This is a genomic window from Mycobacteroides immunogenum (assembly GCF_001605725.1).
Lineage (GTDB): Bacteria > Actinomycetota > Actinomycetes > Mycobacteriales > Mycobacteriaceae > Mycobacterium > Mycobacterium immunogenum.
Window position 1 is genome coordinate 3495402 of record NZ_CP011530.1, and the last position, 20259, is coordinate 3515660.

Annotated in this window: 20 protein-coding genes; all 20 read right to left on the bottom strand. The window is 64.5% G+C overall.

Annotation, left to right across the window (positions count from 1 at the left end):
* Nucleotide 1: 1 nt before the first annotated feature.
* The 20 genes from ABG82_RS17205 to ABG82_RS17300 all read right to left on the bottom strand — a co-directional run bounded on the left by ABG82_RS17205 (nucleotide 2) and on the right by ABG82_RS17300 (nucleotide 20246).
* Entirely contained in the window at nucleotides 2-676 is a 675-nt protein-coding gene (locus ABG82_RS17205; RefSeq protein WP_043079050.1) for a response regulator, read from the bottom strand.
* Nucleotides 673-3162 (bottom strand): sensor histidine kinase, encoded by a 2490-nt coding sequence (locus ABG82_RS17210; protein WP_043079051.1) that lies wholly within the window; start codon nucleotides 3160-3162, stop codon nucleotides 673-675. The genes ABG82_RS17205 and ABG82_RS17210 overlap by 4 nt, the downstream gene beginning before the upstream one ends.
* Nucleotides 3163-3172: 10 nt before the next feature.
* Entirely contained in the window at nucleotides 3173-3808 is a 636-nt protein-coding gene (locus ABG82_RS17215) for a potassium-transporting ATPase subunit C (RefSeq protein WP_043079052.1), read from the bottom strand.
* Nucleotides 3809-3815: 7 nt separating this feature from the next.
* Complete coding sequence (kdpB, locus tag ABG82_RS17220; RefSeq protein ID WP_043079053.1) at nucleotides 3816-5879, bottom strand: potassium-transporting ATPase subunit KdpB; 2064 nt, start codon at nucleotides 5877-5879, stop codon at nucleotides 3816-3818.
* Nucleotides 5880-7565, bottom strand: a complete 1686-nt coding sequence (gene kdpA / locus ABG82_RS17225; protein WP_043079054.1) for a potassium-transporting ATPase subunit KdpA — start codon at nucleotides 7563-7565, stop codon at nucleotides 5880-5882. It lies immediately after the preceding gene.
* A 2-nt stretch (nucleotides 7566-7567) separates the two neighbouring features.
* Entirely contained in the window at nucleotides 7568-7663 is a 96-nt protein-coding gene (gene kdpF, locus ABG82_RS17230) for a K(+)-transporting ATPase subunit F (RefSeq protein WP_078343279.1), read from the bottom strand.
* A 165-nt stretch (nucleotides 7664-7828) separates the two neighbouring features.
* Nucleotides 7829-8689, bottom strand: a complete 861-nt coding sequence (mutM, locus tag ABG82_RS17235) for a bifunctional DNA-formamidopyrimidine glycosylase/DNA-(apurinic or apyrimidinic site) lyase (RefSeq protein WP_043079055.1) — start codon at nucleotides 8687-8689, stop codon at nucleotides 7829-7831.
* Nucleotides 8682-9392, bottom strand: a complete 711-nt coding sequence (rnc, locus tag ABG82_RS17240; protein WP_043079056.1) for a ribonuclease III — start codon at nucleotides 9390-9392, stop codon at nucleotides 8682-8684. Before rnc ends, mutM begins: the two co-directional genes overlap by 8 nt.
* Nucleotides 9389-9925, bottom strand: coding sequence for a YceD family protein (locus ABG82_RS17245; RefSeq protein WP_078343280.1), 537 nt, complete (start codon nucleotides 9923-9925; stop codon nucleotides 9389-9391). The genes rnc and ABG82_RS17245 overlap by 4 nt, the downstream gene beginning before the upstream one ends.
* A gap of 43 nt (nucleotides 9926-9968) precedes the next feature.
* Nucleotides 9969-10706: a cell division protein SepIVA gene (sepIVA, locus tag ABG82_RS17250; protein WP_043079104.1), complete on the bottom strand. Its 738-nt coding sequence runs from the start codon at nucleotides 10704-10706 to the stop codon at nucleotides 9969-9971.
* A gap of 106 nt (nucleotides 10707-10812) precedes the next feature.
* Nucleotides 10813-11298 carry a pantetheine-phosphate adenylyltransferase gene (coaD, locus tag ABG82_RS17255; RefSeq protein ID WP_043079058.1) on the bottom strand — a complete coding sequence of 162 codons (486 nt, stop codon included), beginning with the start codon at nucleotides 11296-11298 and terminating at the stop codon, nucleotides 10813-10815.
* Nucleotides 11295-11855, bottom strand: coding sequence for an HdeD family acid-resistance protein (locus ABG82_RS17260; RefSeq protein ID WP_043079059.1), 561 nt, complete (start codon nucleotides 11853-11855; stop codon nucleotides 11295-11297). The genes coaD and ABG82_RS17260 overlap by 4 nt, the downstream gene beginning before the upstream one ends.
* Nucleotides 11856-11941: 86 nt before the next feature.
* Nucleotides 11942-12406 carry a lipoprotein LpqH gene (locus ABG82_RS17265; RefSeq protein WP_043079060.1) on the bottom strand — a complete coding sequence of 155 codons (465 nt, stop codon included), beginning with the start codon at nucleotides 12404-12406 and terminating at the stop codon, nucleotides 11942-11944.
* A 56-nt stretch (nucleotides 12407-12462) separates the two neighbouring features.
* Entirely contained in the window at nucleotides 12463-13341 is an 879-nt protein-coding gene (locus ABG82_RS17270) for a DUF4253 domain-containing protein (protein ID WP_043079105.1), read from the bottom strand.
* A gap of 54 nt (nucleotides 13342-13395) precedes the next feature.
* Complete coding sequence (locus ABG82_RS17275) at nucleotides 13396-13941, bottom strand: hypothetical protein (RefSeq protein WP_043079061.1); 546 nt, start codon at nucleotides 13939-13941, stop codon at nucleotides 13396-13398.
* A gap of 22 nt (nucleotides 13942-13963) precedes the next feature.
* Entirely contained in the window at nucleotides 13964-14863 is a 900-nt protein-coding gene (locus ABG82_RS17280; protein ID WP_043079062.1) for a dienelactone hydrolase family protein, read from the bottom strand.
* Nucleotides 14864-14916: 53 nt separating this feature from the next.
* Nucleotides 14917-15462 (bottom strand): 16S rRNA (guanine(966)-N(2))-methyltransferase RsmD, encoded by a 546-nt coding sequence (gene rsmD / locus ABG82_RS17285; protein WP_043079063.1) that lies wholly within the window; start codon nucleotides 15460-15462, stop codon nucleotides 14917-14919.
* Complete coding sequence (locus ABG82_RS17290; RefSeq protein ID WP_043079064.1) at nucleotides 15459-18845, bottom strand: pyruvate carboxylase; 3387 nt, start codon at nucleotides 18843-18845, stop codon at nucleotides 15459-15461. The genes rsmD and ABG82_RS17290 overlap by 4 nt, the downstream gene beginning before the upstream one ends.
* Before the next feature lie 61 nt (nucleotides 18846-18906).
* Nucleotides 18907-19476, bottom strand: coding sequence for a vitamin K epoxide reductase family protein (locus ABG82_RS17295; protein ID WP_043079065.1), 570 nt, complete (start codon nucleotides 19474-19476; stop codon nucleotides 18907-18909).
* A complete protein-coding gene (locus ABG82_RS17300; RefSeq protein WP_043079066.1) occupies nucleotides 19473-20246 on the bottom strand; it encodes a DsbA family protein in 774 nt (257 codons plus the stop codon). Before ABG82_RS17300 ends, ABG82_RS17295 begins: the two co-directional genes overlap by 4 nt.
* Nucleotides 20247-20259: the final 13 nt, after the last annotated feature.

Sequence of the window (20259 nt, forward strand, 5' to 3'; positions counted from 1 at the left end):
GTCACTCCTGGAAGCGGTAGCCCATACCGGCTTCGGTGAGCAGATGCTTGGGGTGCGCCGGATCGATTTCCAGCTTACGCCGCAACTGCGCGAGATATACACGCAGATAATGAGTTTCGGAGCTGTATGCCGGACCCCACACTTCGTGTAGCAACTCCTTCTGCCCCACCAGTTTCCCGCGATTACGCACCAGCACTGCCAGCATCGACCATTCGGTGGGCGTCAGGTGTACCTCTCTGCCATCACGGATCACCTTGTGCGAGGACAGATCTACGTCAAAAGTCTCGGTATGGACCACCGGTTCAGTACTGTCGGGTGTGCCACGGCGCACCGCGGCCCGCAGCCTGGCCAGGAACTCGTCCATGCCAAAAGGTTTGGTGACGTAATCGTCGGCACCCGCGTCGAGCGCCTCTACCTTGTCCGCGGAATCAGTGCGTGCCGAGAGCACGATGACCGGCACCTCGGTCCAGCCCCGCAACCCAGCCAACACCTCGGTGCCGTCCATATCGGGCAGTCCGAGGTCCAGAATGACCACTTCGGGCTGAGTCTCGGCAGCTGCCCGCAGCGCACCCGCGCCCGACGACGCTGTCACCACCTCGTAGCCGCGCGCCGACAGGTTAATGCGCATGGCGCGCAGAATCTGCGGCTCGTCGTCCACCACCAGTACCCGCGTCACCGGATTCCCCCGACAGGAGAGTAACCAGCACTGGGTAGATCGACGATCATGGTCAGACCGCCGCCGGCCGTGTCGGTCGCGTTCACCGTGCCCTCCATCGCTTCCACAAAACCCTTAACTACCGAAAGACCAAGCCCCACACCGACAGTGTTGTCGCGATCGCCGAGTCGCTGGAAGGCATCGAAGGCCGCGCCACGCTTGGACGCCTCTAACCCCTTCCCATGATCGGCGACGATCACCAACGTGCGGTCATCCACCTCTTCGTGGCTCACCCGCACGTCTCCCTGTGAGTATCGCAGCGCATTGTCGACAAGGTTGGCCAACACACGTTCCAGCAGACCCGGATCTGCCTGCACCACGGCACCACCCAAGTCCAGGTGCACCCGTTTGCGATCGTTCTCGGTGGCGCCCAGCAGGGCACGCTGGGCAATTTCCTCCACGTAGACCGGCACCGCTCGGGGCTTGACGACGCCGGCGGCCAGCCGCGAGGAATCCAGCAGATTGCCCACCAGCGCGGTGAGCTGATCGGCCGATTCCTCCACGGTGGCAAGCAGTTCGGCGGTGTCCTCCGGCGAGAACTCGATATCGGGGCTGCGCAGGCTCGACACCGCCGCCTTGACCGCGGCAAGCGGTGTGCGCAGATCATGACTGACCGCCGAGAGCAGCGCCCGGCGCAGCCGGTCCGCCTCGGCCAGCGCGGAGGCCTGTGACGCCTCCTCGGCCAGGCGCGCGGAACGAACCAGGCCGACGGCGGTTCCGGCCACCACCTGCAGCACCCGTGCATCACTGGACGGCACCGGTGGCCCGTTGAGCGCCAGCGCGTACGCACCGTCATCGACCCGGAACACCGAATCGGCCTCCGACTCGCGGGTGGACGGGTTCTCCCCCACGCTGGCCACGGCCGGCCCCTCCGCGCACAGCAGGCTCACCGCGGTCTGGTTGTAGGTGGTCCGCACTCGTTCCAATAGTGCGGACAAATCCGAATTCACCAGTACCCCGCCGGCGAAGAGCGCCAACAGTTCCGCCTCGCGGGAGGCGCGCCGGGCCTGCCGCGCCCGGGTAGCGGCCGCATCGACCAAGGCCGCGACGGCGACCGCGGTCACCATCATCATCAAGATGGTCAGCGCGTTGTCGGTCTCGCCGATCGTGAAGCTGTACCGGGGTGCCACGAACAGAAAGTTGAGCAGCAGGCCGGAGATGACTGCGGACACCAATGCGGTCGAGACACCGCCAAGAAGTGAAACAGCCAGCACCGCAATGAGAAAAAGGGCGCTCTTACTGCCCACCCCGAGTGCGGTGTCGAAGAAATGGATGAACAACGCGGTGGCCGGCGGCACCAGAATCGCGGCCAGCCAGTTGATGACCAGTCGCTTGCGTCCGTCCTGCGGCACCGACCAGTTGCGCAACCGTCCCGAGGTGTGCCCATGCGTCACCATGTGGACGTCGATGGCACCCGAATCCCGGATGACGGCGGCCGCCACGCCCTCGTCAAGAATCCGTGCCCACCGCGATCGGCGCGAGGTCCCGAGCACCAACTGGGTCGCGTTGACGCCTCGGGCGAAGTCCAGCAGGGTCTGCGGCACATCATCGCCGGTGACTGCTTGCACCGAGGCTCCAATATCGTTGGCCAGCCGCCGGACCCGCGTCATGACCGCCGTGGACGCACCCACCAAACCGTCGCCGCGCACCACGTGGACAACCAGGAGCTCGGCACTCGACTTGGCCGCGATACGGCTTGCCCGGCGCACCAAGGTCTCCGATTCCGGACCGCCGGTGACCGCCACGACCACCCGCTCGCGCGCCTCCCAGGTCTTGGTGATCCTATTGTCGGACCGATACTTGGCCAGCGCCGCGTCCACCTGATCGGCCAGCCACAACAGCGCCAGCTCGCGCAGCGCAGTCAGGTTGCCCGTGCGAAAGTAGTTGCTCAGCGCCGAGCCCACCTTCTCGGGCGCGTAGACATTTCCGTGAACCATTCGGCGCCGCAAGGCCTCCGGCGTGATATCGACGAGCTCGACCTGTTCGGCGCGGCGCACCACGGCATCGGGCACGGTCTCACGCTGCACGATCCCGGTGATCTGTTCGACGACATCGTTCAGGCTCTCCAGGTGCTGCACGTTGATAGTGGTCAGCACGTCGATGCCGGCGTCGAGTATTTCGTCGATATCCTGCCAACGCTTGGCATTTCGGCTGCCCGGCACGTTGGTGTGTGCCATCTCGTCGATGAGCACCAGGGCGGGCTTACGCGCGAGCACCTCGTCCACGTCCAGCTCGTACATGATGGCGCCGCGGTACATCATCTCCTTGGGCGGGATGATCTCCAGCCCATCGAGCAACTCGGCGGTCTTACTGCGGCCGTGGGTCTCCACGACCGCGGCGACCACATCGGTGCCGCGGCCGGCGCGGCGGTGTGCCTCATTGAGCATGGCAAAGGTCTTGCCTACACCGGGTGCGGCCCCCAGGTAGATGCGCAAGGTCCCCCGCATGCAGTCTCCTTCATGAGCAGTTAGGGGCCGTAAGACCCAGGGCCGCGTTCAACGTTGGTACGTTGACGCGCGGTACTCCCAGGATGCCCCATTGACGCGATGCGGTGTGGTCATTGACGAGCTGTGTCACCCGCTGCGGGCTCAGGCCATTGGCGGCGGCCACTCTCCGAATCTGCAGTGCCGCGTATTCGGGACTGATGTCGGGGTCAAGACCGGAACCCGAGCCGGTTACCGCGTCGGCCGGAACCCGAGCCGGATTGACATTCTCACGCTTGGCAATTGCTTCACGCCGCTCGTCAACAAATGACTTCAGAAGGTCGCTGTTGGGCCCCTGGTTCGTCGGAGATCCCGCGGCGGGATCGCCGACGGCGAAGGGATCCTTGTCCGATACCGATCCCACGAGCCGGGTATGGAAGAACGGATCGGCTCCGCCGTCCGCCGCCTTCGGATCGACGCCGATGATGCCGGATCCAATGACACAGCCCTTCTTATCCGTGATCGGCGATCCCTCGGCGGAAGACGTGTCGATACGGGAAACCAGCCACACCGCCGCCGGATATCCGACGCCGAGCACCGCGGTCAGTGCCAACAACACCGCAAGGCCCGCGACACATTGCCGTAGCCACGCAATAGTGATCTTTCCCATCTCTCACTCACCCAATTCCCGGTATGAACCGAATCACCAAGTCGATCAACCAAATTCCGATGAACGGCACGACAACGCCACCCAGGCCGTAAACAAGCAGGTTTCGGCGCAACAGCTCACCTGCGCCCACCGGACGGTATTGAACGCCCTTGAGCGCCAGCGGCACCAGCGCGATGATGATGAGCGCGTTGAAGATCACGGCGGACAGGATCGCCGACGTGGGAGTGGCCAACCGCATGATGTTCAGCGCGTCCAGCTGGGGATAGATGCCGGTGAACATCGCGGGAAGGATCGCGAAGTACTTCGCGAGATCATTGGCCAGAGAGAACGTGGTCAACGCTCCGCGTGTGATCAGGAGCTGTTTTCCGATGGCCACCACATCGATCAGCTTGGTGGGGTCGGAGTCCAGGTCCACCATGTTGCCGGCTTCTTTGGCCGCGGAGGTTCCCGTGTTCATCGCCACCCCCACATCGGCCTGCGCCAGTGCGGGAGCATCGTTGGTTCCGTCTCCCGTCATGGCGACCAGCCGGCCGGCCTTCTGCTCGTTGCGCAAGAGCTCCAGCTTGTCCTCCGGCGTGGCCTCGGCGACGAAATCGTCCACACCCGCCTCTGAAGCAATCTGCTTGGCGGTCAACGGGTTATCGCCGGTAATCATGATGGTCTTGATACCCATGGCGCGCAGCTGCTCAAATCGCTCCGCCATACCAGGCTTAACCACATCAGATAGCCGAATGACCCCGAGCAGACGGGCACCGGCGGCGTCCTTCTCTGCCACCACCAACGGGGTGCCGCCTTCGCTCGCGATCTGATTGGCCTCCCGGCGAACCGCCACCACCACCGGGTCGTCGGCCTCCGTACCGATGGCTCCGACAGAATCGCTTGCCACCCAATTGAACACGGCATCGGAAGCACCCTTGCGGATCTGCCGTCCATCGATTGTGTCGATACCACTCATCCTGGTGGCCGCGGTGAAGGCGACGAACTCACCCTCGACATCCTCACCCGCACCTGCGAGTTCAACGATGCTACGGCCCTCGGGGGTCTCGTCGGCAAGACTCGATGCCCGCGCCGCCGCCGCGATGGTGGCGTCGTCCACCCCCGGCGCCGCCACGAACGCAGTCGCCTGCCGGTTACCGAAGGTGATGGTGCCCGTCTTATCCATCAAGAGTGTGTCGATATCGCCGGCGGCCTCTACCGCACGCCCGGACTTGGCCAACACATTCTTCTGCACCAACCGGTCCATGCCCGCGATACCGATCGCCGACATCAACGCGCCGATGGTGGTCGGGATGAGGCATACCAGCAATGCGATCAAGTTGATCGGGTCTTGTTGCTTACCGCCGTAGTTCCCCATCGGCCCCAGTGCGACGACGGCCAACAGGAAAATGATGGTGAGCGATGCCAGCAGGATGTTGAGTGCTATCTCGTTCGGCGTCTTCTGCCGCGACGCACCCTCGACCAGCGCGATCATCCGATCCACGAACGATTCACCGGGCGCGGCCGTGATCTGCACGACGATGCGGTCCGAGAGCACCGTGGTGCCACCGGTGACGGCACAGCGGTCACCGCCGGATTCGCGGACCACGGGCGCCGATTCGCCGGTGATAGCCGACTCGTCGACGGTGGCAATACCTTCGACGACATCGCCGTCACCCGGGATCACCTGATTGGCCTCCACGACCACCCGGTCGCCGGGCCGCAGGCTGCTGCCGGGCACTTCTTCCTCGTGCTCGTGACCGTCGCCGTCACCAACCAGCTTGCGCGCCATCGTGTCCCGTTTGACCTCACGCAGGCTTGCCGCCTGCGCCTTGCCCCGGCCCTCGGCAACGGCCTCCGCCAAGTTGGCGAAGACCACGGTGAACCACAGCCATGCCGTCACCGACCACGAGAACACCGACGAGTGCAGAATCGCCAGCACCGTGGTGGCGATCGAACCTACCCAGACGACGAACATGACGGGATTGCGGGCCATATGCCGTGGATCGACCTTGCGCACAGCCAACGGCAATGCCTTGATCAGCTGCTTCGGGTCGAAGACACCCGACGCAACAACTGTCTTCTTGGCAGACATCTACAGCACCGCCTCGGCGATCGGTCCCAGCGCCAGCGCCGGGAAGAAGGTCAATGCGGCCACCAAAAGAACTGTGCCGGCGTGCAGTCCGGCGAACATGGGGCCATGGGTATGCAGGGTCCCGGCGGAAACCGGGGTTCTCTTCTGGGCGGCCAGCGAACCGGCCAGGGCCAGCGTGAAGATGATCGGCAAGAACCTGCCGAGGACCATCGCGACTCCGAGCGAGGCCTGGAACCAGTGGCTGGTCACGGTGAGCCCGCCGAACGCGCTGCCGTTGTTGTTGGCAGCAGAGGCATAGGCGTAGAGGACTTCGGAGAATCCATGGATGGATTGCGGACTACCCGGATCCCCGCTGTTGCCTTGGTATCCCGGCGTCGTGGAGAGCGCAATGGCGATACCACTGCCGATAAGCACCAGCGCGGGCATGACCAGCACGGACAGGGCGGCCATCGTCATCTCGCGGCGCCCGATCTTTTTGCCCAGGAATTCCGGAGTGCGGCCCACCAACAGACCACCGACGAACACGGCGATGATCGCAAGGATCAAGATGCCGTACATCCCCGTTCCGACACCTCCCGGCGCGATCTCGCCAAAAAGCATGTTCAGGATGAGCGCGCCGCCGCCCGCAGCCGAGAAGCTGTCATGCGCCGCATTCACTGCGCCCGTGGAGGTTCCGGTGGTGCTGACGGCGAACAGGGTGGTGGCCGGAATGCCGAACCGAACCTCCTTGCCCTCCATCATGGCGCCCGCCGCCTGCGCGGCAATACCGCGCGGGCTCGATTCGGCCCAGGTGACGAAGGCCAGCAGGCCGGCCCACAGGAACACCATCACCGACAAGATGGTGATGCCCTGCCGCTGGTCGCCCACCATCGTCGAGTAGGTGCGGGTCAACGAGACCGGGATGATCAGGATCGCCAGGATTTCCACGATGTTCGACAGCGGTGTGGGGTTCTCGAACGGATGCGCCGAGTTGGCTCCCAGAATCCCGCCGCCGTTGGTGCCGAGTTCCTTGATGGCTTCCTGCGAGGCGACCGGAGCCAGGGCCACATGCTGGCTGGCGCCATCGAGCGCGGTGGCATCGAAGTGGGTGTGCACGGACTGAATAACGCCCTGCGACAACAAGATGAGTGCGACCAGGAACGAAAGGGGCAGCAGGATGCGCAAGTTCCCCCGCACCAGGTCCACCCAGAAGTTGCCCAGCTCACCGGAGGTGCTGACACGCACGATCCCGCGGATGAAAGCGATGGCGACGGCCAAACCGACACCGGCTGAGACGAAGTTCTGCACCGCGAGCCCGACCATTTGAGTCAGGTTGCTCATGGTGCTCTCGGGCACATAGGACTGCCAGTTGGTGTTGGTGACAAACGAGGTCGCGGTGTTGAACGCCACCGCAGGACTCACGCCGTCCAGGTCACCGGAGAGTGGCAATACTCCCTGTGCGCGTTGCAGCACGTAGAGGAAGAGCACGCTCACGAACGAGAACCCGAGCAACGACAGGGTGTAGCCGACCCAGGTCTGCTCGGTCTCCGGGCTCACCCGGCCGACGCGGTAGATGAGGCGCTCGGCGAACGAGTGTTTGATGACCGTGAACACGCGCGCCATGTAGTCCCCCAAGGGGACGTAGGCGATGGCGAGCACGATGAGTACGAAGCCGATCTGAAGACCGGCTGCCACAGCTGGATTCACCGTCAGAACCTTTCCGGGTCGAGCAGCGCGACGACCAGATAGATCACCAGGAGTGCCGACAGAACGATCAGCACGATGCTTGTCACGGTGCCGGTCATCGGGACTGCAACCCCCGCACGGTGGCGACGCACGCGGCGAACAACACCACGGTCAGGACGAGGTACCAGAAATCAGTCACGGCCAAGATCATGGTCCCGGCCATGGGCCCTACCTGCGTTCTTTACGACCCCTTGACGCCCTCATATGGGGCCCTTGACGCGCTATTAACGGGGTTCAACCATCCGTTGACAGCTCGGGCAGAAGTACGACGATCGGTTCATGAAGGCCTCCCGGCGCATGGCCCGTCCGCACCTGCGGCACGGCTCACCCTCGCGCCCGTACGCCTCCAATGAGCGCTCGAAATAACCGGATTCACCGTTCACATTGACGTACAGATCGTCGAATGAGGTGCCGCCCTGCGCCAGCGCCAGGCGCATGACAGCAGCCGCGCTATCGAGGACCTCGGTGAGTTTGGCACGGCTCATGCCGTCGGTCAGGCGCCGCCCATGCACCCGCGCCTGCCAGAGCGCCTCGTCGGCGTAGATGTTGCCGACGCCGGAGACCACCGTTTGATCGAGCAGTGCGCGCTTGATCTCGGTGTGCTTCCCCCGCAATCGGGTGACCACAGCGCCTACCTCGAACAGTTCGTCCAGTGGATCGCGCGCGATATGCGCGACCGGCTCGGGAAGCTCGCTGCCGTCCACGGTGACCAGGTCGGTCACCATCCAGCCGCCGAAGGTGCGCTGGTCGACGAAGCTCAGTATCGCTCCGTCATCGAGTGTGGCGGCGATGCGCAGATGCTGAGGCTTGGCAATCGGTCCGATGAGCATCTGACCGCTCATCCCCAGGTGCACCACCAGCGCCTGAGCGCCGTGTGGGCCATCGAGGTTGAGCCACAGATACTTCCCCCGCCGACCGGTGCCGGTGATCTGCTGTCCGGTGAGCAGTCCGGTGAGTTCAACCGACCCGCCCGGCTGCCTGCGCACGGCGCGGTCATGGTGCACCGCGGTGGACGCGATGGTCTTGCCGACGAGGTGGTGGTGCAGTCCGCGGCGAACCACCTCCACCTCGGGAAGCTCAGGCACTCGACCCGCTGATGCCGTTCCAGGCCTCCGAAGCGGCCCTTTGTTCGGCCTCTTTCTTTGACCGCCCGACCCCCACACCGTGTGCGACGTCATTGACCATCACGGTGGCGGTGAACTCCTTGTCGTGATCCGGACCGGTCGAGGTGACCGCATACGCCGGCGCACCCCAGCCCTTTTCCGCGGTCAATTCCTGCAGGCTGGTCTTCCAATCCAGACCCGCGCCGAGTTTGGGAGCCGTCTCCAGCAGCTCACTGAACAACCTCAGCACCACCGTGCGGGCGATCTCCAGGCCATGTTCGAGATAAACCGCGCCCAGGATCGATTCCATGCCGTCGGCAAGGATGCTGGATTTGTCGCGGCCACCGGTGTTTTCCTCGCCCTTGCCCAGCAGCAGATGCGCGCCCAATCCATCGCCGGTCAGGCCGCGGGCCACACCCGCGAGTGCCTGGGTGTTGACGATGCTGGCGCGCAGCTTGGCCAAATCGCCTTCGGATCGGTCCGGGTGGCGGCGGTACAGCGTTTCCGTGATCGTCAGCCCCAAGACGGCATCCCCGAGAAACTCGAGCCTTTCGTTGGTGGGCAGACCACCGTTCTCGTAGGCGTAGCTGCGATGAGTCAGCGCAAGCGTGAGCAGCTCATCACCGAGCTGTACACCAATCGCCGCGCGCAGCTCGTCGTGGCGATTGGCTGGGGCGGGACTCACTGGTCATCACCGAAGTTGGCCAGTTTGGCCCAGCGGGGGTCGATCTTGTCGTGATGATGACCGGGTTCGGCTGTCGCCAAAGCGATCCCGCAGTCGGGGCATAGCCCCGGGCAGTCCGGCCGGCAGACCGGTGCGAGCTCCAGGTCGGGCACGATCGCGTCGACGATCGTCTGCTCGAGATCAACCAGGCCATCGACGACCCGATGTACCTCGTCTTCCTCGGTGGTCGCCTCGGTCTCGCTGTCCGGATACGCGAAGAGCTCGGTGAGGCTCGCATCCGCGTGGCCGCTGATGGGTTCCAAGCAGCGTGAGCATTCGCCGGCCAGATCACCGGAGATGGTTCCGGTGACCAGTACACCCTCGGACACCGATTCGACCCGCAGATCCATGTCTACGTCTGCGCCCTCGGGGATCGCGATGAGGTCGTTACCGATACGCACCGGGCTGGCAAAGGTGCGTTCGATTTCCCGCATCGACCCGGGGCGTCGCCCCAGCCCAAGGGCCAGGACATCAAGTACGAAAGGTCCCGGCATGAAACTTATGTTAACGCTCTTCCCCCCAGCGGCTCATCGCGAGTTAACGCTGCACGTAGTCGTGGGTCCCCGCACCGGTACGCAGCTGGTGGCGCCCACGGCCCACCGAACGCAGCGTGCCGTTGAGGTAATCCTCGAACTCGGCCAGCTTGTTGTCGACGTAGATATCGCATTCACCACGCAGGCGATCGGCCTCGGCGTGTGCCGCGTCGATCAGCCGGGTGGACTCGGCGTTCGCTGCCTGAACCACCTCGGTCTGAGCCACCAGGCGCTGCTGCTCCTTGATGCCTTCCTGCACAGCCTTGTCGTAGGACGCGTTACCCGAATCGACCAGGCGGTCTGCCTCTGCCTTGGCGCGTGCGATGGTGCTTTCCTGCTCGCGCTTGGCGTTGGCGATCGTGCGAGCCGCCTCTTCCCTTGCTTCGCCGACGGTCTGCTCGGCGTGGTTGCGGGCTTCGGCGACCATGCGGTCGGCCTGCGACTTGGCATCGGCCAGCAGCCGATCTGCCTCGTTGCGGGCGTGGCCGAGTGTCTGCTCGGCCTCGGCGTTCGAATTGCCGATCACTGTCTCGTGATGCTCTTTGGCCTCACGCAGCAGCGCGTCGCGGGCATCCAGAACATCCTGGGCGTCGTCGAGCTCGCCGGGGATCGCGTCCTTGATGTCGTCGATCAGTTCGAGGACATCGCCGCGGGGCACGACGCATCCGGCGGTCATCGGAACGCCGCGCGCTTCTTCCACAATGGCGCCCAGTTCGTCGAGCGCTTCAAATACTCGGTACACGGCTACACCCTTCACGCGAGTTTCCACTGTTACCAGTGTGCCTGGTGTGACTCCTGTGACCGTGCTAGCTGACCGGTGTGTCGGCTATTTCTGCGCGGCCTGTTTTCTATTGTGCCTGGCCACGCAGTTTCCCGAGAAGTCGTTGATGAACAGAAGCCGGCAGCAACGCCGAGACATCTCCCCCGTAGGTCGCCACCTCCTTCGCAAGTGACGACGAGACGAACGAATACGCGGGTGCGGTAGCGACGAAAAACGTGTCCACCCCGGCGATGTGCTTGTTCATCTGCGCCATCTGCAGCTCGTATTCGAAATCGGTACCGGTGCGCAACCCCTTGACGATGGCATTCATGCCACGTTCTCTGACGAAATCAACCAGCAGACCCTGCCCCGATTCGACCCGCAGATTGGGCAGATCGGCCGTGGACTCACGGATCATCTCGATGCGCTCGTCAATAGTGAACATGCCCGCTTTGTTCGGGTTGATCAGCACGGCGACGATCACCTCGTCGAACTGTGCCGCGGCTCGTTCGAACACGTCCAGGTGCCCAAGGGTCACCGGATCGAACGAGCCGGGGCACACGGCTCCTGTCATACGGCAGATTTTGTGGCCGAGCGAATGCCGATACCGCTACCGATCTGCAGTACGCCGATCACGATGAGCCAGATGCCGACCACCAGCGCGAGCGTGAAGATCGAGCTGATCGGGTAGACGATGAGCACGACGCCCGCGATCGTCGAGATGATCCCGCTGAAGATCTGCCAGCCCCGGCCAGGCAGTTCCTTGTCACCAACGGCGGTGATGGTGCCCGCGATACCCTGCGCGATCCAGCCGACACCAATCCAGATGGCCAGCAACAGAAGCGAATTCAACTCGCTCTTGAAGCACAGCACACCCAGGATGAAGGAGACCACACCGGTGAGAAACAGCAATACCCGCATACCAGCCGACGACACCGGCAGCGTGAAGGCGAACACCACCTGCGCGACACCGGAGATCAAGAGATACGCGCCGAAGGCGTACGCGGCGACGAGCACGGTGATTTGAGGCCATATCAGCACCAGTGCGCCGATAATTACCGCCAAAACTCCTGATACCAACGCGGATTTCCAGAGATGCTTGACGAGGTCCTGCCCGACACTTGTAGTCATGGAACCAAGGGTATTTCCTCGGGAACGCAAATGCGCAGTTATAGGGCGCAATTCGCTCAGTGCGTTATGCGCTTAACACGATTCCGTTATCTGGCCGGGCAGGTGAACTCGAGTTCGAAGGTCGCCGGCGTGCTCAGGCCGGCCGTCGCGGGGCCGGCAATCTTGTAGGACTGGCCCGACTTTGTGACCGTCGGCTTTGCTCCGCCATTCGACGAGCGATAGGTCACCGGCTGACCGTCTACGACACCGAGAGTCAGGCTTTCCAGCGATGGGCGCTCGCCCGCCGTCAGCCTGGCGGCAATGCCGTCGTTATCGCTGCCGATGTTGACAAAGGTCATCTCTGCGGCGGTAACACACTCGACCTGATTCTCGACCGATCTGACCGTGCCGTTGACGACGACACGGGGACCTGCCGCCGGCGCGGCACTCTCCGAAATCGGTACCGGATGACTGATCTGCGAGTCGCGGTGCACGCCCCCGCCCGACGAGCAACCCACCAGACATGCACCGGCCAACACCGCACTACCCACCACCACACTGCCGTAACGCATTGACGCCCTCCCACTAGCACCCGCACCGACCCGGCTCAGACTAGTTCGGCCACGCACTAGTCCCACCAGAAACTCCAGGTTCGGGCCGTGCTGATCTGGCGGGCGTACGCGCTCAGCGTGCCCGCTCCCTGGTCAATGTTGTCGGGACAAAAGCCGTAGTGCTCGTAACCGACCGCAGTCGCGAGGTCGGCACCCGGTGGACGCGTCACCTCCACCTCGATCGATGCCAGGTCCACCGTCGTGACCACCGCGCCGAATCTGTCTTCCCAGGAGCGGAGCACCGCCGACAGTTCCGCCTCCGTGATGTCGTAGTTCACGCCATGGGTCCAGCCCAGGGCATTCAGTGTGTCGGCGGGCCGGGTCACCGGCACCAGCAGCAGGAAAGATCCTTGTCTCAGTTGATCTCCGGTAACTGGGAGCGCACGTTGCGGTAGCTGGGTGCGCTGATTGAGCGTGATAGGCGTGACCGGCACATCGATGGCCGATGCGCCGGATGACAACACCTGTTTAGCCAGAAAGGATCTCGCGTCGACTGCCGACACATCGGCGGGATCAGCCCGCCATGCCTGGTCTTGAGGGTCTGACCAGGAATCACTGGAAGCCAAGGGCCACAGACCCGTTCGGTCGAATCGGCCGGCCAGGCGCAGCCACAGCGATTCGATATCCAGCACCGTGCTGTTACTCACCCACGCCAGTGGACGTCCGCTCACACTCGCGATCAGATGCCCCTCGGGCAGCCTGATGCCGTCCAGGCTCCACTTCGCCGCATCCTGCGTGCGGGGCAGGGCGCCCGCATGTTCGGCCCGCACCGGCACCAGCAGTTCCGCGTAGGACGGCAGATCGTGGGCCGGCTCAGGATCCCCTGCGATCGTGTGCCTACCCCAGTAGGCCTGACCGAACAGGAAGGTCAGTCCGAGCACGAGGACGGCAATGATTGCGCTTAGCGACGTCCACCCTTTTGGCCCCACCCCGGAAGATTAGCTGAGCGGTTATCCCACCGGTTGATCCGAGGCCGGATCCGGACTGTCCGCCGGCGGGGGCTGCGGACATTTGCTGGTACCGGCGGGGTGTTGATTCTGCATGGAGGCCAGGGTGCTCTCGGGAATCACACCCGAGAATCGGTCGGTAACGGACTTCAGCAGCGATCCCGATCCACAGATTCCGTTGACCGGCGATACCGGGCTCGTTGGCGAGAGCACGGGTCCGTCTGCCGCCAATGGCCCACCGGACGCGGTCAGCGGTCCGTTGGCCGAGAGCGGACCGGTGGGCGACAACAACGGCCCTTCCGCCGACAGCGGACCTCCGGGTGCCCCCAAACCTGCTACCTGCGAAGGCAACCCGGCCGACAACGCGTCGCTGGCCACCGACGGTGCCACCGCGGTTTGCGCGCCCCCCGGCAGCAGACTGGCCACGGGCGACTGCACGGCGGGTGCGGGCGGGGCCGGGGCATCGCCGTCGTCGGCCAGCGCGACGCCCGCGGCGGCGAGGGACACCAGGCCAGAAGCCACCGCTATCGCTGCCGCTTTACACCACATGGGCAGCCAGTCTAGGTGTCCTTCAGCCGACGTGCTGGCCGAACCATCCGGTGAGACGCTGCCAGGCATCCACCGCCGCGGTGGCGTTGTAGCGCGGCCCGCTGTCGTTGAAGAAGGCGTGATCGGCCCCCGGTTCGACGACGATCTCGTGCACCAATCCGGCCTGCTGCAGCGCGGCGGCGGCCTGGTCTTTCGACGCGGTGACTCGCTTATCGAGCTCGCCGTAGAAAGCCAGGACAGCGGCCTTGGACCGCGAGAAGTCGGGGTTGTCCGGAAGCGGGCCGTAGAACGGGGCGGCCGCGGCCAGCCGGGCCTCCCCCGAACTCAGCAGCTGCCAAACCAGGCCACCACCGAAGCAGAAGCCGACCACACCGGCAGGCTTCCCCGGAACCCGTCGCAGAATCTCGTCCACACCCGACTTCAGATCGGCGACAAACCGTTCCGGCGTGATCTTGCCCAGTGCGCCCGTCGCCTCCGCGGGGTCTTTGAACATCGACGTGCCCCCCTCTTCGGACAACAAGTCAATGGCCAGCGCCGAATACCCCACGCCCGCAATCCGTCCCGCGACGGAGCGAACCCAATCGGTCAGGCCCTTGTTCTCATGTATCACCAATATCGCGCCGCGCGGCTGGGCGGCCGTCGCCCAGGCGCCCTGCAATGTGCCACCGGGACCACTCCAGGTGATCGGCTCGGTCGCGACCGCCTTGTCCATGCCGGGCGGAGGTGACGAGGAACCCGCGGCGGTCGGGGCCGGCGTCCCGGCCGGCTTGTTCTCGGTGTCGCAGGCAGCGATGAGCGCACTGGCGGCAGCGGCACCGACACCCAGCAGTGCGAGCCGCCGGAACGCCTCTCGACGCGTCAACAGTCCCTCGATATGGTCCGTAGCGATCTCTTCCGCGATATACCGCTGCAACGGGGTCATGACGAGAAGTCTGCGCCCGATAGGTAAACGGTGGCTGTGGATTGCCTGGGCGGTTACAGAGATCCCAGCTCGAGTCGCGTACCGCCGTACTTGCGAGAGGTCACTTCCCAGCCATCCGGCCACACCGCTTCCGGCCCCGATGCGTCACGCTCCAGCACCACCAGCGCCTCGTCGGTTACCCAGTGATCGGTCAGCCGCCGCAGCAGGGCCGAAACCTCTTCAGCGGAAACCGAATACGGCGGATCAGCCAATACCAGGTCATAGGCACGGTTGGGTGATGTCGTGAGGAACGTCGACACCGGCGATTGCCGCAACTCGGCACCGGGCAACCCCACCACCGCGATGTTGGCCGAGATCACCTTGGACGCCGCGGCATTCGACTCGACGAAGGTCACGTGCCGCGCACCGCGCGAAAGCGCCTCCAGCCCCAACGCACCCGAACCCGCGAACAGATCAAGCACGACGATCCCCTCGAAGTCCAGGCGCGCCTCCAGCATGCTGAACAGCGCCTCACGCACCCGATCCGTGGTCGGCCGGGTACCCTTCGGCGGCACCGCGATCCGGCGTCCGCCCGCGGTACCGGCGATGATCCGGGTCAGCTGATCACCACCAGCAGATCTCCACCCTCGACCTGAGCGGTCTCCGCCAGCGCCACCCGCGCGACAGTGCCCGCCTTGGGTGCGGTGATGGAGGCCTCCATCTTCATCGCCTCGATGGTGCCGATGGTCTCCCCCGCCGATACCTCTTGGCCGGAGACCACGTTGAGCGTCACCACACCCGCGAACGGTGCGGGCACATGGTCGGCATTCGCCCGGTCAGCCTTCTCCGCGCTGGCCACCGCGTTCTCGATACTCCTGTCACGCACCTGCACCGGCCGCAACTGCCCATTGATGATGCACATCACGGTGCGCATGCCATGCTCGTCGGCATCGGAGATGGCTTCCAGCCCGATGAGCAGCTCGACACCCTTCTCCAGCTTGACGCGATGTTCCTCGCCGTAGCGCAGCCCATAGAAGAACTGATTCGCCGAAAGCCGTGAGGTGTCGCCGTACTGCTCGCGGTGCGCCAGGAATTCCTTGGTGGGCCCGGGGAACAGCAACCGGTTCAGCGCCGCACGTCGCGTCGAGCTGTCGGCATCGAGCTGAGCCTCGTCGTCGGCGCTCAGCGCAACCTCGGCACGGGCCGGTCCGCGCCCCTCCAGCGCCCGGGACCGGAACGGCTCGGGCCAGCCTCCCGGCGGGTCGCCGAGCTCGCCGCGCAAGAACCCGACAACGGATTCGGGTATATCGAAACGTCCTGGGTCCGAGGCGAATTCGTCGGCACTCACGCCGGTTCCCACCAGTGCCAGCGCCAGGTCTCCCACCACCTTCGACGATGGCGTCACCTTGACCAAACGACCGAGCATCCGGTCGGCGGCCGCGTAACGTGCCTCGATCTCCTCGAATTGATCACCCAGCCCCAGCGCGATGGCCTGTTGGCGCAGGTTCGACAGCTGGCCCCCCGGGATCTCGTGTGTGTACACCCGGCCGGTCGGTGATGGAAGTCCGGATTCGAAGGGCGCGTACACCTTCCGTAAGGCCTCCCAATACGGCTCCAAATCGCATACGGCGGTCAGCGACACCCCGGTGTCGTACTCGCTGTGCGCGGCCGCCGCCACAATCGCCGACAGCGAGGGCTGGCTGGTGGTTCCGGCCATGGGCGCCGCAGCGCCATCCACCGCGTCGGCCCCCGCCTGCCAGGCCGCCAGGTACGTGGCCAACTGCCCGCCCGCGGTGTCGTGGGTGTGCACATGCACGGGCAGGTCGAACCGCGAACGCAGTGCCGTCACCAGGGTCGCGGCGGCGGGCGGGCGCAGCAGGCCCGCCATGTCCTTGATCGCCAGCACATGCGCACCCGCGTCGACGATCTGCTCGGCGAGCTTGAGGTAGTAGTCCAGCGTGTACAGGTTTTCATCGGGGTTCGACAGATCGCCGGTGTAACACATGGCAACTTCCGCCACCGAAGTGCCGACCTCACGCACCGCGTCGATTGCCGGACGCATGGCATCGATGTTGTTGAGCGCGTCGAAGATTCGGTAGATATCGACCCCGGTGGCACTCGCCTCGCGAATGAACGCCTTGGTCACCGTCTCCGGATAGGGCGTGTACCCCACTGTGTTGCGGCCGCGCAGCAGCATCTGCAGACAGATGTTCGGGATGGCCTCCCGCAGGTCCGCCAGCCGCTCCCAGGGGTCCTCCTTCAGGAAACGAAGCGCCACATCGTATGTCGCGCCGCCCCAGGCCTCGATCGAGAGCAGCTCGGGAGTCAGGCGAGCGACGTACGGCGCGACCGCCAACAGGCCGGTGGTGCGCACCCGGGTGGCCAACAACGACTGATGCGCATCACGGAAGGTGGTGTCGGTCAGGCCGACCGCCTTCTGATCCCGCAACGCCTTGGCGAATCCCTCTGGCCCCAGGGCCAGCAAGCGCTGACGCGAGCCGTCCGGCGGCGGTACCGACAGGTCGACAGCGGGCAGCTTGTCATGTGGGTACACCTTGGAGGGCTTGGCCCCGTGCGGCTTGTTGACCGTGACGTCGGCCAGATAGTTGAGGATCTTCGTGCCCCGGTCTGCGGAGGACCGCGCCGTCAGCAATTGCGGACGTTCCTCGATGAACGAGGTGGTGACATGACCGGCACGGAAGTCTGGGTCGTCCAAGACCGCCTGCAGGAACGGAATATTGGTGGCGACGCCACGGATACGGAACTCGGCGACCGCCCGGCGGGCACGGGCCACCGCGGTCTGGAAATCCCGCCCACGGCAGGTCAGTTTCACCAGCATCGAGTCGAAATGCGCGCCCACCTCGGCACCCAGCGTGGTACCGCCGTCGAGGCGGATGCCCGCACCGCCGGGGCTGCGGTAAGCGGTGATGCGACCGGTGTCGGGACGGAAGCCGTTGGCCGGATCCTCGGTGGTGATCCGGCATTGCAAGGCGAATCCCCTTGGCGCCGCCAATGTCTCCTGGTGCAGACCAAGGTCATCGAGCGTCTCGCCGGAAGCGATGCGCAACTGGCTGGCCACCAGATCGACATCGGTGATCTCCTCGGTCACCGTGTGTTCCACCTGAATCCGCGGATTCATCTCGATAAAGACGTGATGACCGCGCTCATCGAGCAGGAATTCGACGGTCCCGGCACAGCTGTAGCCGATGTGACGAGCGAAAGCGACCGCGTCCGAACAGATCTTCTCGCGCAGTTCGGCGGGCAGGTTGGGCGCCGGGGCGAGCTCGATCACCTTCTGGTGGCGCCGCTGCACGCTACAGTCGCGCTCGTAGAGGTGGATCACGTTGCCCGCGGTATCGGCGAGAATCTGCACCTCGATATGCCGCGGGTTGATGACGGCCTGCTCCAGGAAAACCGTCGGGTCACCGAAGGCCGACTCCGCCTCGCGGCTGGCCGCCTCGATCGCCTCGCGCAGCTGATCACGCTCGGCGACCCGGCGCATTCCGCGACCGCCTCCGCCGGCGACCGCCTTGACGAACACCGGAAATTCCATCGATTCGGCGGCTGTCAGCAGCTCGTCAACCGACGCCGACGGCGGCGAGGACGTCAGTACCGGCAGCCCTGCCTCACGCGCGGCGGCGATGGCGCGGGCCTTGTTGCCCGTCAGCTCCAGGACGTCCGCGGGCGGCCCCACAAAGGTGATGCCGGCCTCGGCGCACGCCGCGGCCAGATCTGGGTTCTCGGACAAGAAGCCGTAACCGGGATAGATGGCGTCGGCACCGGCGTTCTTGGCGGCGTTGACAACCTCGGATACCGAAAGATAAGCGCGGACCGGATGGCCCTTCTCACCGATCTGGTACGCCTCGTCGGCTTTCAGCCGATGACCCGAGTTGCGGTCTTCATACGGGTAGACAGCGACGGTTTCGGCACCCAGTTCGTAGGCGGCACGAAATGCACGGATCGCGATCTCACCGCGGTTGGCGACAAGAACCTTCGAGAACATAGTCATTGACCGTACCGTGAGGATTGAGCGAACGCGCGTCCGCTCAATTTCACAAATCAAGTCAGACGAGTGTGATCCAGTAATCCCAGAATCGTTCGAGGATCGCCAGGATCAGCGCCACGAACCAGAACACCACCAAAGACCAGCGCCACTGATACAAAATCCGCGCCCACCGCTGAGATCCCAACGGCCGTAAGGCAATCGAGGTAGTCACCACAAACAGCGGAATCGTCACCGACCACACCACCATGCAGTACGGGCACAGCGCACCGATCCGGTACAGGCTCTGGAAGATCAACCAGTGGACGAAGACCACGCCCAATAGGCTGCCAACGGCCAAACCACTCCAATACCAGCGTGGCAGCTCCACCTTGGCGACCGACAGCACGCCCGTCACCAACACCACCGTGAACGCGACGATGCCGATGAGCGAATTGGGGAACCCGAACGCCGAAGCCTGATCGGTCGTCATCACCGAACCGCAGGAGATGATCGGGTTCAGGCTGCACGACGGCACGTAGGTCGGATCGATCAGGATCTCGATCTTCTCGATGGTGAGAGCCAGCGCGGCGGCCAGCCCGGCGACCCCGGCAACGAGGACGTACCAAGCGGTCGCGGGACGAAGCGTCACTTCAGGCCCGGAACCGGTCCGGTGATATCCGTGACGGCCTTGATCAGGTCGTCCGGCGTGGCGCCCTTGCTGATCTCCCAGTCCTTGCCGTTGATCCGGATGGTGGGCGTGGCCTGGATGTTCAGCTTCGGACCGAGCTCCTTGACCATGTTGATGTACTTCTTGTCCTTGATGCACTTGGCGACCGCATCAGAAGCACCCACACCCTTGGCCTGGTCGATCAGCCACTTATCGTCGTGCCAGGTCTTGGAGTTGACCTCATCGGGCTGCTTATTGGGGTCGTAGAGCACGGAGTGGAATTTGAGGAACAGATCCTGGGACTGGTCGGCCACGCAGTAGGCGGCCGCCGACGCCCGCGACGAGTAGTCGCGCTTGAGGCGGGGCACATCCAGAATGCCGACCATGTTGTAGTCGGCCCGCACCGCGCCGGTGTCGATGAGCTTGCGCACGGTCGGCCCGAATTCCTGCTCGAACATGGCGCACGCGGGACAGATCGGGTCCTCGATCAGGGTCAGGACCACCTTGGGCTCGGTGGTTCCCTCCTTGGTGATCAGCTTCGCCGGGCCGGGAGTGACCACCTGGATCGCCTTGACCTCACCTGCGGGCGGCGCGGGCGGCCCCGGGTCCTTCTTGTTACTGAGGACGATGAACCCCACCAGCCCCACGGCGAACAGCACGACAATCGCCGTGAGCCCGATTTGAATCAGCTGGCTTCGGCGCTGCTCCGACTTCTTGAGGTCGTAGCTAGGGGGTTGCTTCGGTTTGGCCACGCGCACAGCCTAC

Excerpts from the sequence above, each read along its gene's own strand:
- ABG82_RS17280 (WP_043079062.1), bottom strand. The coding sequence starts at position 14,863 with ATGACCCCGTTGCAGCGGTATATCGCGGAAGAGATCGCTACGGACCAT.
- ABG82_RS17215 (WP_043079052.1), bottom strand. The coding sequence starts at position 3,808 with ATGGGAAAGATCACTATTGCGTGGCTACGGCAATGTGTCGCGGGCCTT.
- ABG82_RS17275 (WP_043079061.1), bottom strand. The coding sequence starts at position 13,941 with ATGTGGTGTAAAGCGGCAGCGATAGCGGTGGCTTCTGGCCTGGTGTCC.
- kdpB (WP_043079053.1), bottom strand. The coding sequence starts at position 5,879 with ATGTCTGCCAAGAAGACAGTTGTTGCGTCGGGTGTCTTCGACCCGAAG.
- coaD (WP_043079058.1), bottom strand. The coding sequence starts at position 11,298 with ATGACAGGAGCCGTGTGCCCCGGCTCGTTCGATCCGGTGACCCTTGGG.
- ABG82_RS17210 (WP_043079051.1), bottom strand. The coding sequence starts at position 3,162 with ATGCGGGGGACCTTGCGCATCTACCTGGGGGCCGCACCCGGTGTAGGC.
- ABG82_RS17260 (WP_043079059.1), bottom strand. The coding sequence starts at position 11,855 with ATGACTACAAGTGTCGGGCAGGACCTCGTCAAGCATCTCTGGAAATCC.
- ABG82_RS17245 (WP_078343280.1), bottom strand. The coding sequence starts at position 9,925 with ATGCCGGGACCTTTCGTACTTGATGTCCTGGCCCTTGGGCTGGGGCGA.
- ABG82_RS17265 (WP_043079060.1), bottom strand. The coding sequence starts at position 12,406 with ATGCGTTACGGCAGTGTGGTGGTGGGTAGTGCGGTGTTGGCCGGTGCA.
- ABG82_RS17290 (WP_043079064.1), bottom strand. The coding sequence starts at position 18,845 with ATGTTCTCGAAGGTTCTTGTCGCCAACCGCGGTGAGATCGCGATCCGT.
- kdpF (WP_078343279.1), bottom strand. The coding sequence starts at position 7,663 with ATGACCGGCACCGTGACAAGCATCGTGCTGATCGTTCTGTCGGCACTC.